8 protein-coding genes are annotated in these 13,019 nt (G+C 74.3%); 6 read left to right on the top strand and 2 right to left on the bottom strand.

What is annotated here, in order from left to right; translation table 11 throughout:
* Window positions 1-86: 86 nt before the first annotated feature.
* On the bottom strand, window positions 87-2,225 hold the full coding sequence (locus AB0A94_RS33555; RefSeq protein ID WP_361750056.1) for a prolyl oligopeptidase family serine peptidase: 2,139 nt from the start codon (window positions 2,223-2,225) through the stop codon (window positions 87-89).
* A 184-nt stretch (window positions 2,226-2,409) separates the two neighbouring features.
* Between AB0A94_RS33555 and AB0A94_RS33550 the strand changes: the two genes are divergently transcribed.
* The 3 genes from AB0A94_RS33550 (at window position 2,410) to AB0A94_RS33540 (ending at window position 7,775) form a co-directional block, all read left to right on the top strand.
* The gene (locus tag AB0A94_RS33550; RefSeq protein WP_030860044.1) at window positions 2,410-2,604 is read left to right on the top strand and encodes a hypothetical protein; all 195 of its coding nucleotides are present in this window, start codon (window positions 2,410-2,412) and stop codon (window positions 2,602-2,604) included.
* A 222-nt stretch (window positions 2,605-2,826) separates the two neighbouring features.
* Entirely contained in the window at window positions 2,827-6,312 is a 3,486-nt protein-coding gene (locus AB0A94_RS33545; RefSeq protein ID WP_361750054.1) for a protein kinase, read from the top strand.
* A gap of 47 nt (window positions 6,313-6,359) precedes the next feature.
* Complete coding sequence (locus AB0A94_RS33540; RefSeq protein WP_361750053.1) at window positions 6,360-7,775, top strand: amidase; 1,416 nt, start codon at window positions 6,360-6,362, stop codon at window positions 7,773-7,775.
* A 101-nt stretch (window positions 7,776-7,876) separates the two neighbouring features.
* On the opposite strand, the gene AB0A94_RS33535 is transcribed toward AB0A94_RS33540, so the two are convergent.
* Window positions 7,877-8,440 (bottom strand): hypothetical protein, encoded by a 564-nt coding sequence (locus AB0A94_RS33535; RefSeq protein WP_361750051.1) that lies wholly within the window; start codon window positions 8,438-8,440, stop codon window positions 7,877-7,879.
* 727 nt (window positions 8,441-9,167) lie between these two features.
* Here AB0A94_RS33535 and mshB point away from each other — a divergent pair.
* The 3 genes from mshB to AB0A94_RS33520 all read left to right on the top strand — a co-directional run bounded on the left by mshB (window position 9,168) and on the right by AB0A94_RS33520 (window position 12,909).
* On the top strand, window positions 9,168-10,025 hold the full coding sequence (gene mshB, locus AB0A94_RS33530) for an N-acetyl-1-D-myo-inositol-2-amino-2-deoxy-alpha-D-glucopyranoside deacetylase (protein ID WP_361750049.1): 858 nt from the start codon (window positions 9,168-9,170) through the stop codon (window positions 10,023-10,025).
* Window positions 10,022-10,435: a DUF6113 family protein gene (locus AB0A94_RS33525; protein WP_361750047.1), complete on the top strand. Its 414-nt coding sequence runs from the start codon at window positions 10,022-10,024 to the stop codon at window positions 10,433-10,435. Before mshB ends, AB0A94_RS33525 begins: the two co-directional genes overlap by 4 nt.
* A gap of 194 nt (window positions 10,436-10,629) precedes the next feature.
* Window positions 10,630-12,909 (top strand): hypothetical protein, encoded by a 2,280-nt coding sequence (locus AB0A94_RS33520; protein WP_361750045.1) that lies wholly within the window; start codon window positions 10,630-10,632, stop codon window positions 12,907-12,909.
* Window positions 12,910-13,019 lie beyond the last annotated feature (110 nt).

Genomic DNA, 13,019 nt, shown 5'->3' with positions numbered 1-13,019 from the left:
GCCCGCTTACGGCACCCGCACGGCCGTACGCTGATCAGCGTGCCGTGTCCGTATATCGGAACCGCTTCCGTGGAGTTGCCTGTGTGTTAACGCCGTTCGTCCCCGTTCGTGAGCCCCAGGGAGCGCTTGAGGAAGCCGAGCTGGAGCCGGAGCAGGTTCTCGGCGACCTCCTCCTGCGGGGTCATGTGGGTGACGCCGGACAGGGGCAGCACCTCGTGCGGGCGGCCGGCCGCCAGCAGTGCGGAGGAGAGGCGCAGCGAGTGGGCGACCACCACGTTGTCGTCCGCGAGGCCGTGGATGATCATCATCGGGCGGTGCGGTCCGGCGGCGTCGACCAGGCCCGCGTCGTCGATCACCGAGTTGCGGCGGTAGACCTCCGGCTGCTCGTCCGGGTGGCCGGTGTAGCGCTCCTGGTAGTGGGTGTCGTACAGGCGCAGGTCGGTGACCGGGGCGCCCACCACGGCCGCGTGGAAGACGTCGGGGCGGCGCAGCACCGCGAGGGCCGCCAGGTAACCGCCGAAGGACCAGCCCCGGACGGCGACCCGGTCCAGGTCGAGCGGGAAGTCGGCGGCGAGCGCCTGGAGGGCGTCGACCTGGTCCTGGACGACGACGGCGGCGATGTCGTCCCGGACGGACTTCTCCCAGGCCGGCGAGCGGCCCGGCGTCCCGCGTCCGTCCGCGACGATCACGGCGAACCCCTGGTCGGCGAACCACTGCGAGGTCAGATGCGGGTTGTGGGCGGCGAGCACCCGCTGTCCGTGCGGGCCGCCATAGGGGTCCATGAGCACCGGCAGGGGGGTGTCACCGGCGTAGTCCCGGGGCATAAGCACGGCGCACGGAATTCGGCGTGCGCCCCCCTGTGTCAGCGTCACGCGGGGGGACATACCGGGGTCTTCGGCGTACGAGGGGACAGTCGCCGTCGGTTTCCCGTCACGCAGCACCTGGACCCGCGAACCTGGCCGGTCCGGGGTCGCGGAGACGAGTACGGTCACGCCCCCGGCGCGCACCGCCGAGTGCACACCGGGCTCCCGCGAGAGGCGCTCCACGCCGAGTTCGTTCACCCGGTAGACGTGCACCTCGCCGATCTCGGGGTCGGCCGCCTCCTCGCCGGCCGAGGCCGAGACCAGCACGTCGTCGTCGGAGACGTCCAGTACGGCGCGGATGTGCAACTGAGCTCCGGTGAGCGGTCGTTCACCGACGGCGAGTCGTCGCGCGCCCCCCTCGTCCGCGATCCGCACCAGCTGCCCGGAAGGGCTCCAGCACGGCACCCCGGGGAAAAGTTCCAGCCAAATCGGATCTTCGTCGGCGTGCACCATCCGGGTCGCCCCGGAGGCCGGGTCCACGGCCAGGATCAGCGCGGCGCGCTGGTCGCGCGCCTGGACGAGCAGCAGCGGGGCACCCGCCGCTGACCAGTGCACATGTGCCAGGTACGGGTAGCGCGCACGGTCCCAGGAGACCTCGGTGCGGGCTCCGTCGAGGCCGATCACGAACAGCCGGACGTCCGCGTTCGGGGTGCCCGCCGCCGGGTACGCCACCCGCTGCGGCTCCCGCTCCGGATGCGCCGGGTCGGAGATCCACCAGCGCCGTACCGGCGTGTCGTCCGCGCGCGCCACCAGCAGCCGGTCCGACTCCGGAGCCCACCAGAAGCCCCGCGAGCGGCCCATCTCCTCGGCCGCGACGAACTCGGCCAGGCCGTAGGTGACGCCCTCCGACTCCGGGGTCACCAGCGCCCGTTCGTCCGCCCCCTCGGCCCCCACGACGCGCAGCGCGCCCCGGGAGACGTAGGCGACGTACCGTCCGTCCGGCGACGGGCGCGGGTCGATCACCGGCCCCGGCACGGGCAGTTCACGTGCCGTCCCGGCCCGCAGGTCGGCTGTGAAAAGCCGCCCTGACAAGGCGAAAGACGCCAACTCGACGGCTGCGTCGGTGGCGTAGCCGACGATGCCGGCGCCGCCTTCGCGGCTCCGCTCGCGCCGCGCGCGCTCCTCGGCGGAGAGGTTCTCCGAGGCCCCGCCCAGGAGGGCGCGCGGGTCGGCCGCCACGCGCTCCCCGCCCCCTTCCGTGTCGAGGACCCACAGCGAATTGGCCCGGTCCGTACCGGAACCGGAGCGCAGGAACACGACGCGCGAGCCGTCGGGAGCCACGCTGAACGAACGCGGCGCGCCGAGCGTGAAGCGCAGGGTACGGGCGTGCCGTCGGGGGAAGGAGTCAGCCTCGGTCGTCATGCCATGACCATATTGGCCATGCGCCCCCTTGTGCGGCCGTGCGCCGACCGATGCGCACGTACGGATAGTTATGATCGTTAGCGCATAGTGGGTATGAACCTGCTGGCTGCTGTGTCGCTTTACCTGCCCCCATGTTCCTACGTCCCCCTACCCCGCGCCCTGGGACCTTTGGAGGTGAACCGCCGTGGCACTCTCGATTTCGGCGGTGGTGCTGCTGGCGATCATCGTCTTCCTGCTGATCAAGAAATCGGGCCTGAAGGCAGGGCACGCCGTGGTGTGCATGCTGCTCGGCTTCTACCTCGCCTCGTCGACGATCGCCCCGACCATCAGCGAGCTGACGACGAACATCGCGGGGATGATCGGCAGCATCAACTTCTGAGCGGCTGCCCCGTCTTCCGGCCGGGTCCCGAGGCACGTCCCGGGACCCAGCCGGAGTCCACGTCCCGTCCGTCCTCCCCTCCGGCTTCCCCGCATCGGGCTCCGTAAGCTTCGGACCGGCGCCGCCCGAGGGGGCGCGTGTCCGCTCCGTCCTGCCCTCCGTCGCGGCCGGACGCCGTGACACCGCCGGCCCGGAGGGGCGGGCCGCGGGAAGGGGGAGGCAGTGGGGGAGTGGCGCGTCGGGGACGTCGTGGACGGGCGGTACCAGGTCACCTGGGTGCACGGGCAGGGGGCCATGGGGCTCGTCCACCGGGTGCGCCACCTGGAGTGGGACATCGACCTCGCCGTGAAGAGCCCGCGGCCCGACGTGTACCGGGACGCGGACAAGCGGGCGCGGTTCGTCGCCGAGGCCGAGGAGTGGGTCTCGCTGGGCCTGCATCCGAACGTCTGCGCCTGCCACTACGTCCGCACGCTGGACGGGGTGCCGAGGGTGTTCGCCGAGTACGTGTCCGGCGGCAGCCTGCGGGACCGGATCGCCGACCGGAGCCTGTACGAGGGGGCGCCGCGCGAGGCGCTGGCCCGGGTCCTCGACCTGGCCGTGCAGTGCGCGCGGGGCCTGGAGCACGCGCACCGCAGGGGCCTGGTGCACCAGGACGTCAAACCGGCGAACATCCTCGTCGGGGACGGTGTCGCGAAGGTGACGGACTTCGGGCTGGCGCGGTCGTGGCGCGGCGGGCGGCGCACCACAGGTCAGGGCGCCGGCCGGGGCGTGCCCGCGGCGCGGGCGGCGGGGGAGAGCGAGGGGGAACGGCCGACGGAGGAGGCCGGGACCGGCGGGGTGCCCCCCGCGAGCACGCTGGTCACCCGTCTCGGTATGACACCGGCCTACGCGTCCCCCGAGCAGTTCCTGGGGCATCGGGTCGGGCCGGGCAGCGACCTCTACAGCTTCGCCGTGTCCGTCCTGGAGATGTTCGTCGGCGACGTCACGTGGTTCGCGGGCCCGGTCGCCGGGGAGACCCTGGCCGGCCTGCGGGTGTCGGGCGGATGCGTACTCCGGCCACCGGAGGACGTCGCGGCGTTGCTCGCCCGGTGCCTGGCGGCGGACCCGGCCGACCGGCCCGGTTCGGCGGCCGAGGTCGCCGCCGGGCTGGTGGCGTCGTACGAGCGGCTGACCGGCCGTCCCTACCCCCGCCCCGTGCCGGTCCCGGCCGAGCTGCGCGCCGACGAACTGAACAACCGTGCCCTGTCGCTGCTCGACCTCGGACGCCCGGCCGAGGCGGAGGAGGCGTTCGGGCGGGCGACGGCCGCCGACCCGCACCATCCGGCCGCCCACTACAACGCCGGTCTGCTGCGCTGGCGACGGGGCGAGATCACCGACGAGCACCTGGTCGCCACCCTGGAGGCCGCCCGGACCACCGCTGCCGCTGCCGCCGTCGCCGCGAACGCCGCGAACGCCGTGCCCGCCGCCGTCGTCGCCGGCCGCCTGCTGACCCAGGTCCACCTGGAACGCGGTGACATGCCGGCCGCCCGCGCGCTGCTGGAGCAGCGGCCCGGCGACCCGGACGCGGCCGACGCGCTCCGGGCGATCGGGTCGGGACGCGTGGTGGACGCGCGCTGCGTCGAGGTGACGCCGGTGCCCTGGCAGTCGTACCCGCGCGAGCGGATGACCGACCGGGACCGCGTCGCGAAGGAGATCCGGATCCGGTTCGGTCCACGGGCGGCGACCGTGCTGACCGGGAGCTGGGACGGCACCGTGCGGCTGTGGTCCGCCTCCGACGGCGCGTGCCTGCGCGTCGTCCGGGCCCACGGGAAGCCGGTGCGGGCGGTGGACGTGAGCCGCGACGGGCGGGTCGCCGTGTCCGTCGGCGCGGACCGCGACGTCCGGTTCTGGGACCTGACCGACGGACGGTGCCTGTACGCGGCCGACTTCCCCCCGCCCGCGGAGGGCGGATTCACGGTGGCGCCGGTGCGGCTGACCCCGGCCGGACGGGCGGTCCTGTTCGGGACGAACCAGGGGACGGTCGTCGGGGTCACCCTCGGCGGCGGCACGCTGCGGTCCGTCAACCGGTCGGGCCGGGCCGACGAGCCGGTGCACGCGCTCGAGGCCGCCCCGGACGGCCGCTGGGCGCTGGCCGGCGGCACCGGCGGCACACTCCAGCTCGTCTCCCTGACCGACGCCTCCGTACGCCTCCTGCACGGCGGCGACTCCTCGTTCGTGTGGGCGGTCTGCTTCGCCGCGGACGGCCGCCGCGCGCTGAGCGGGCACGGCACCGGCACGATCCACCTGTGGGACGTGGACTCGGGCCGACTGCTGCGCACGCTCCACGGGCCCCGGCGCTCCGTCCGGTCGCTGGCGATGAGCGCGGACGGCCGCTTCGCGCTGTCCGGCTGGGACGACCACGCGGTGCGTTACTGGGACCTGGACACGGGCCGGTGCCTGCGCACGTTCAAGGGGCACGGCGGTCCGGTGACCGCCGTGCGGTTCTCCCCCGACGCCCGGCACGGTCTGTCCGCCGCGCAGGACAACACGCTGCGGCGGTGGGCGCTGCCCGGCGGGTACACGGCGCCTCCGCACCTCAGCCGTCCCCGTCCCCCGGTCGAACTGTCCGGCCTCGGCGAGCGGGTCGACGCCCTCGTCGCCGAGGCGGAACGGGCTCTGGCCGACGGTGACACGGCACGCGCACTCGACCGGCTCGCCCTCGCCCGTTCCGTCCCCGGCCACGAACGCGCCCCGCGGCTCCTCGCCCACTGGCGGCGGCTGGCGGACCGCACCACGCGCGTGGGCCTGCGCACGGGCTGGCCGGCCCACGAACTCACCGGCCACACCGGGTACATCACCCGGATCGACCTCTCCGCGGACGGCCGGCTCGCCGCGTCCGCGAGCGGCGACCGCACCGTCAGGCTGTGGGACCTCGCGGGCGCGCGGTGCGTCGGCGTGCTGGCGGGCCATGCGCACCTGGTGGAGGAGGTCAGCCTCAGCCCCGACGGGAGCCGCCTGCTGTCGCTCGGCCGGGACCGGACCGCCCGCCTGTGGGACGTGGCCTCCGGGACGTGCCTGCGGGTGCTGGACCAGGAGGCCTACGGCTCGTCGGCCCGGCTGCTCCCCGACGGCCGCCGCGCGCTCATCGGCGGTACGGGCCGGAGGCTGCGGCTGTGGGATGTCGAGGACGACCGGCCGCTGCGCGCGTTCGACGGCCTGGAACTCTCCGTCAACGCGGTGTGGACCGCCGGGGACGGCCGGCTCGCCGTCACCGGGGGCGACGACAGGGCCGTCCGCCTGTGGGACCTCGACAGCGGCCGGTGCCTGCGCGTCATGACGGGCCACACCCGCGCCGTGACGTCGGTGTGGCTCAGCCCGGACGGCCGCCACGCCCTCTCGGGCGGCGACCACCGGGAACGCACCCGGCGCCTCTGGGACACGAGGACCGGAGAGTGCCTGAGGACCTTCGACGGCTACTCCTCCTCCGGCGCCCGCCTCACGGCGGACGGCCGCTTCGCGGTGTGCGACAGCCGGGGAGGGATCGAGGTGTGGGACGTCCGCACGGGCCGGTGCTCCCCCCTGCCCGGCGCGAAGGGGGACGGCCCGCTGGTGGCCGTACCGACCCCCGACGGCCGCCACGTCGTCTGCGGCGACTCGGCCGGGACCGTGCGGGTGTGGGAGATCGACTGGGAACTGGCTGCCGACCCCTCGCGTGTTACTCGTCGGTAAGGAATGATGGCGGGCAACCATCCACGAGTTCAGGGGCGGAGCCGCCGGTGACGACTTTCGAGGAACGGACCAGGGTCCACGCCTTCCGGGACGACGCCCTCGGCGACCACGACGCCGTGGGCCTCGCCCGGGCGATCCGCCGGGGCGAGGTGGGTGCCGCCGAGGCCGCCCGCGACGCGGCGGCCCGGGTCAGGGCCGTCGAGTCCCGGCTCAACGCGGTCCAGGTGCACCTCGACGTCCCGGCGCACGGCTCCGGGCCCGGTGGCCTCCTGGCCGGGGTGCCGACCTTCGTCAAGGACAACACCGACTACCAGGGGCTGCCGACGGGCCACGGCAGCGTCGCGTTCGCGCCCCGCGCCGCCCGGCGGCACGCCCCGTTCACCCGCCAGTTCCTGAGCACCGGCGTCACGGTGCTCGGCAAGACCCGGCTGCCCGAGTTCGGGTTCAGCCCCACCACGGAGTACGAGGACGCCGAACCCGTCCGCAACCCGTGGCACACGGACCACTCGGCGGGCGGCTCGTCCGGCGGCAGCGCGGCGCTCGTCGCCGCCGGAGCGGTGCCGATCGCGCACGCCAACGACGGCGGCGGCTCGATCCGCATCCCCGCCGCCTGCTGCGGCCTCGTCGGCCTGAAGCCCACCCGCGGCCGGATGGTGGCGAACGCGCAGGGCCGCCAACTCCCCATCGACCTCGTCACCGACGGCGTGGTCAGCCGCTCGGTGCGCGACAGCGCGGCGTTCCTCGCGGCAGCGGAACGGCACTGGCGGAACCCGAAGCTCCCGCCCGTCGGCCTCGTCGAGGGCCCCTCGGACCGACGCCTGCGCGTCGGACTCCTGCTGGACTCCCCGAACGGCGTCCGCTCCGACGCGGACACCCGCGCGGCGGTGACGGAGACGGCCCGGCGCCTGGAGCGGCTCGGTCACACCGTGGAACCGGTGGAACTGCCCATCGACCCGCACTTCACGGACGACTTCCTCACCTACTGGGGCCTGCTGTCGTTCCTGATCGGCGTCACCGGCAGGACGTTGGGCGCGGACTTCGACCGCCGTCGCATGGACGGGCTGAGCCGGGGCCTGCGCGAGATGTACGTGAGCAAGTGGCGGACCACGCCCGGCGTCCTGCGCAGACTGAAGCGCACGCGCGAGGCGTACGCGGCGGGCTTCCGGGGCCTGGACGTCATCCTCTCCCCGGTCCTCGCCCACACCACCCCACCGCTCGGCCACCTCAGCCCGACGGTCCCGTACGCCACACTGATCGAACGGCTCCTCGCCTACGTGGCGTTCACCCCGGTCAACAACGTCGTCGGCACCCCGGCGATCTCCGTACCGGCCGCGAGCGCGACGCCGGACGGCCTCCCGATCGGCGTCATGGTCTCCGGCCGCCCGGGCGCGGAACGCACGCTGCTGGAGCTGGCGTTCGCCCTGGAGGCGGACCGGCCGTTCCGGCGCCTCCGGGACGTCTGACGGGGGTGCCGGGAAGCCGGCCCGCGCGGCGGGGGCGAAGGCGAGCTGAGGGCCGCCCACCGGCCGCACGAGGAGGTGCTGCGCCGGGCGGCCGCTCCCGGTCAGCTGCCGGACGCCGGTGATTCCGGGCCGCCCGAGGGAGCGGAGCCGGGCGGCCGGCCGCCGCCGGGCGCGTCGCCGCCGGTGGGCTCGGTGCCGGTGTCGATGGGAACGGTCAGCTTCGCCGTGTAGCCGGCCTTCACCGATCCGCTCATGGTGGCGAGCTGGTGGACCCCGCCGTCGTCGCCGAAGACGTTGTCGGTCCTGAGGGTCAGCTTCGAGAGGTTCTCGACGGAGGACTCGTATCCGCCGGTGGCGAAGACGGTGTCGCAGACGTTCTTCGGGAAGGCCATCTGGGACGTCGACAGGCGCCTGTCGTAGTCGGTGATCGAGTCGAGGCCGGGGTAGACCTCGAAGTGCACGTGCGGCCAGCGGCCCGGGTAGCAGGCGGGGAAGACGCTGACGAACGCGACCCGGCCGTCACTGTCGGCGACCTGCACGCCGCGCAGGTAGTTCTCGTCCTCGATTCCGCTGGAGTACAGGGAGTAGTTGCCGTCCCGGTCGCACTGCCAGGCGTAGACGGCCGCGCCGGCGAGCGGCCGGCCGTCCTCGACGACGTCCAGCACCGTGAATTCGAGGGTGAGGGGGGATGCCCGGGGCGGTCGTCGTCGAGTCGCCGAAGCTCGAGCGGATGTCCTGGCGGACGATTCCGTCCTTGTCCAGGACGTTGATCCCGTTGGTGCCGTCCGCGGGGTAGGGGCCGTTGGTCTCGTCGGGGATCTCGGCGAGGCCGGACGACGATGACGCGGAGGCGGTGGCCTTGCCCGTGGCGGTACTGCCGGAGCCCGAGCCGCACGCCGCCAGCGCCGCCATGCCGCCGACCCCGCCGAGGAGGGACAGGGCCCGCCTGCGGGAGAGGGTGCCCAGATCGAAGCCGAGTCCCTGGTCGACGACCTCTTCCTCGGGGTGCGGTAGCAGGCGCCCCTGGTAGGCGGGGCCACGGGGTGTCTGATGGGCTTTCGGCTTGCGCATCGGGCGCCTTCCGTCAGTGGGTGACTGGTCCGTGAGGTCCGCATCGGGACCCGGGAGCGGGCCGCCGTTGCCGACCGGAAGGGCAGCCTGGCACCGGAATCCATGACCCTGCCCGGTACCGCCTGTGAGCCGGCTGAGGAGGGCGGGCCGACCGGCGACCGCGCTCGGTGAGGTCACGGGGCGGGTGCCGGGGAGCCGCACCGGCATTCCGGACGGTGCCGGACTCGGCACCGCTGCCGTGTTCGGCATTCAGCGACGTCCGCCCCACGGACGGCCTTCCGCGTTACCGGGACGAGCACGCGGCCTCATAGGGTGGAACCCATGACGGAACTGCCCGACCGGCGTCTGCTGCTGGTGCACGCACACCCGGACGACGAGTCGATCAACAACGGCGCGACCATGGCCCGGTACGCCGCCGAAGGCGCCCGTGTGACGCTGGTCACCTGCACGCTCGGTGAGCGGGGCGAGGTCATTCCGCCCGGGCTGGCCCACCTGAGCGGGGCCGCGCTCGGCGGGCACCGGCTCGGGGAGCTGAAGGATGCGATGCGGGCGCTCGGGGTCGAGGACTTCCGGCTGCTCGGCGGGGCCGGGCGGTACTGCGACTCCGGGATGACGGGACTGCCCGACAACGACGACCCCGGCTGCTTCTGGCAGGCCGACGTCGAACAGGCCGCCGGGCTGCTCGTCGAGGTGATCCTGGAGGTGCGGCCGCAGGTTCTCGTCACGTACGACGACAACGGCGGCTACGGCCACCCCGACCACATCCAGGCCCACCGCGTCGCCATGCGCGCCGTGGAACTCGCCGCCGGGCAGGGCTGGGACATCCCCAAGGTCTACTGGAACCGCGTGCCCCGGTCCGTCGCCGAGGAGTCCTTCGCCCGCCTCGACGGCGACCTGCCCGGCCTGCCCTTCGAGAAGGCGGCCGCCCTCGGCGACGTACCGGGCGTCGTCGACGACGAGCAGGTCACCACCGCGATCGACGGCACCGCGTACGCCGCCGCCAAGGCCGCCGCGATGCGGGCGCACGCCACCCAGATCACCGTGGCCGAACCGTACTTCGTGCTCTCCAACGAGCTCGCCCAGCCGCTCTTCACCACCGAGTACTACGAGTTGGTACGCGGCACACGTCCGGAACAGCGGGAGAGCGACCTGTTCGCCGGGATCGGGGAGGCGCCGTGAGCGACCGGTCGTCCTCCGCGCTCGCCCAGCCGCTGCGACCGCCCTCCGCCGGACGGGCCGCCGCCTGCCTGGGACTGCTCCTGCTCGGCGCCGTGATCGGTGCGGCCGGGGTGCTGGTGCAGCCCGCGTGGTTCCCCGGCGGTCTGCTGCTCGCCCTCGCCGGTGAGGCCGGGCTGGTCCTGGGGGCCACCCGTGTGCTCCGCAGCCGGGCCGGGGGCGTCTGGGCCGCCGGCGGCTGGATGCTCGTCGTCATCCTGCTCACCGCCAGCCGGCCGGAGGGCGACTTCCTGTTCGCCGCCGCCGGCGGCTCCTATCTCTTCCTCCTCGGCGGCATCGCCGTGGCTGTGATCTGTGCCACCCTCGCTCCCGGACGGCAACCGGACGGCCCTCCCGTCCGACTTGGCAAGTGACGTACCACTTCGCCGTGTCATGGGCGTGCGGGTCCGGTGTGGGTTTCCCCGGCGGTACTGGGATGCGGGCCGGACAGGGCCAGTAAGGTGGTGCGCGCCGCCGAGCCTCCCTCGAACCCTCGGCTTCGCCCGAGCTGGGAGGACTCCCACCGTGAGGTCGTGACGGGCGGCGGAGCCAACCGGGAGAACCTGCCTTGAGTCGTGAAACTGACACTCCGTCCTCCGGGCCCAACGGGCGCGGCGGAGCCGCCTACCCGTCGGGCACGCCGCCCTACGGGATTCCGGCGATTCCGGACGAGGGTACGGACGCGGGCCGTTCGGCCGCGCGGCCGGAGGAACGCAAGACCGAGACCACACTGACGACGCGGATCCGCATCAACATCCCCGGATCGCGGCCCATTCCGCCGGTCGTCGTGCGCAAGCCCGTCACGGACGCGGAGAGCAAGGGCACCGCCGATGCCGAGGCGTCGGAGCCGGCCCCGGCCCCGTCCGCCGACGCGGTCGAGCCTTCCGCCCAGCCCGACCGGCCGACGGCCGAGGAGAAGCCGGCCAGCGACTGGTTCGCGCCGCGCAAGTCAGGCGGGGGCAAGGGCGGCCCGGGTGGCGGATCCGCCAACGGCGCGGGCGCGCCGAGCGGTTCGGGTCCCGCCGCGGGCGGCGCCCCGCAGGCTCCCTCCGCCCCCGCCGGTGCGTCCGGTGGCGTGCGGCCGGGCGCCGGGCGTCCCGGTGGCGCCGGCGGCTCCACGGGCGCGCCGGGCGCTCCCCGTCCCGGTGGCGCGCAGGGTTCCGGGCCCACCGGTGCGACCGGCGGGCCCGTGGCCCCCGGGCACGGTGGCGGCACCGGCTCCTTCGACGTGACCGAAGCGCTGGCCGCCGGGCCGGCGGGTGCCGGTACGCGTCCGGGCGCCGGGCACGATGACGAGCCGCGCCGCGACGACCTGCCGTTCTTCACGGACGAGGCCCCGGGCGGCCGCGACAGGCGGCCGGGCCGGGCTTCCCAGCCCGGTCAGCCCGGTCAGCGTGGCCCGCAGGGGCAGCGTGGTCCCTCGGGCCCGACCACCGGACCGGCGACCGGTTCGAGCCCGGTCGCTCGCCAGGCGGGCAAGGGCCCCGGTGCTCCCGGTGGCCCGGGCCTCCCCGCCCTTCCGGTCCGCCCCGGTGCCCAGGCGGCGCAGGGCGCCCCCGCGCGCCCCGGTGCCCAGCGGACGGCCCAGGGCGCCCCCGCCGACTTCGCCGACCAGGGCGGCGATCCCGGCGCCCCCGGCGCTCCAGGTGTCCCCGGCGGCGGTCTGAGCGACGACACCGCGATCCTCACCCCGCAGCGGCCCGCCCAGCCCGGCACCCCGGGCTACGGTCCCCGCCACGACAACGTCTCCGGGCACACCGTCACCAGCGGCATCCCGGTCGTCCCACCGGGCGCGGACTTCACCGCTCCCGGCGCCCCGGCCGACGGCCCGCGGCCGCACACGCCCCCGAAGCTGCCCGACCCGGCCTCCCCGCCCCCGGCGAGCTCCTCGAAGCCGGCGAAGAAGAAGGGGCGCAACAAGCTCGTCCTGCTCTGCGGCTGCGTGGTCTTCCTCGCCGGCGTCGCCTACGGCGCCGGACTGCTGATGAACCGCTCCGACGTCCCGAAGGGCACCACCGTGCTCGGCGTCGACATCGGCGGCGGCACCCGCGACGAGGCCGTCAAGAAGCTCGACGCGGCGCTCGACGACCGGCTGAACCAGCCGCTGAAGCTGTCGGTCGACGGCAGGAGCGTCGAGCTGGAGCCGGACAACGCGGGCCTGCAGTTCGACACCGACGCCACCGTCGACGCGGCCACCGGCAGCGACTACCACCCGGTCAACGTCATCGGCTCCCTCATCGGCAACCAGCGCGTCGTCGAGCCGGTCATGCCCGTCGACGAGGAGAAGCTGCACGCCGCGCTGGAGGACGCGGCCGGCGGCTCCGGCTCGGTGACCGAGGGCTCGATCACCTTCAAGTCCGGCAAGGCCGTCCCGGTCTACCCCAAGGGCGGTCAGGGCATAGACGTCGCCAAGGCGACCGACGTGGTGACGGAGGCGTACCGCACCCAGGTCGAGACCGGGAAGTCCGCCGCGGTGAACGTCCCGACGGCCGACCAGCAGCCGAAGGTCACCAAGGCCGAGGTCGACCGGATGATGAAGGAGTTCGCCGAGCCTGCGATGTCGGCCAACGTGACCGTGCAGACCGACGCGGCGCACTCGGTGCCGATGAGCCCCGAGAACTCGCTGTGGAAGTTCCTCGGAGTGCAGGCCGTCAACGGCAAGCTGGTCGACAAGCCCGACCTGAAGGCCCTGGAGGAGCTCTACGGCCAGGCGTTCGACGGCGTCCTCATCACCCGGGGCAACGGCAAGAAGACGCCGGTCACCCCCCAGGACGTCTACGGGGCCCTCCGCCAGGCGCTGATCAGCAAGACCGACCGGGTCGCCGTCATCGAGACGAACCCCAGCTGACACGGTCTCCGCACACACGGGAGCGGTGCCGCACGGATCCGTGCTTCGCCGATCAGCTGCGCGTCGCCGAGGAGGACGGACGGATCATCGGTTACGCGGCCGCCTGGCCC

This window comes from Streptomyces sp. NPDC044984, assembly GCF_040646935.1.
Lineage (GTDB): Bacteria > Actinomycetota > Actinomycetes > Streptomycetales > Streptomycetaceae > Streptomyces.
This window is presented reverse-complemented; position numbering and strand designations above follow the sequence as displayed.

Excerpts from the sequence above, each read along its gene's own strand:
- mshB (WP_361750049.1), top strand. The coding sequence starts at position 9,168 with ATGACGGAACTGCCCGACCGGCGTCTGCTGCTGGTGCACGCACACCCG.
- AB0A94_RS33555 (WP_361750056.1), bottom strand. The coding sequence starts at position 2,225 with ATGACGACCGAGGCTGACTCCTTCCCCCGACGGCACGCCCGTACCCTG.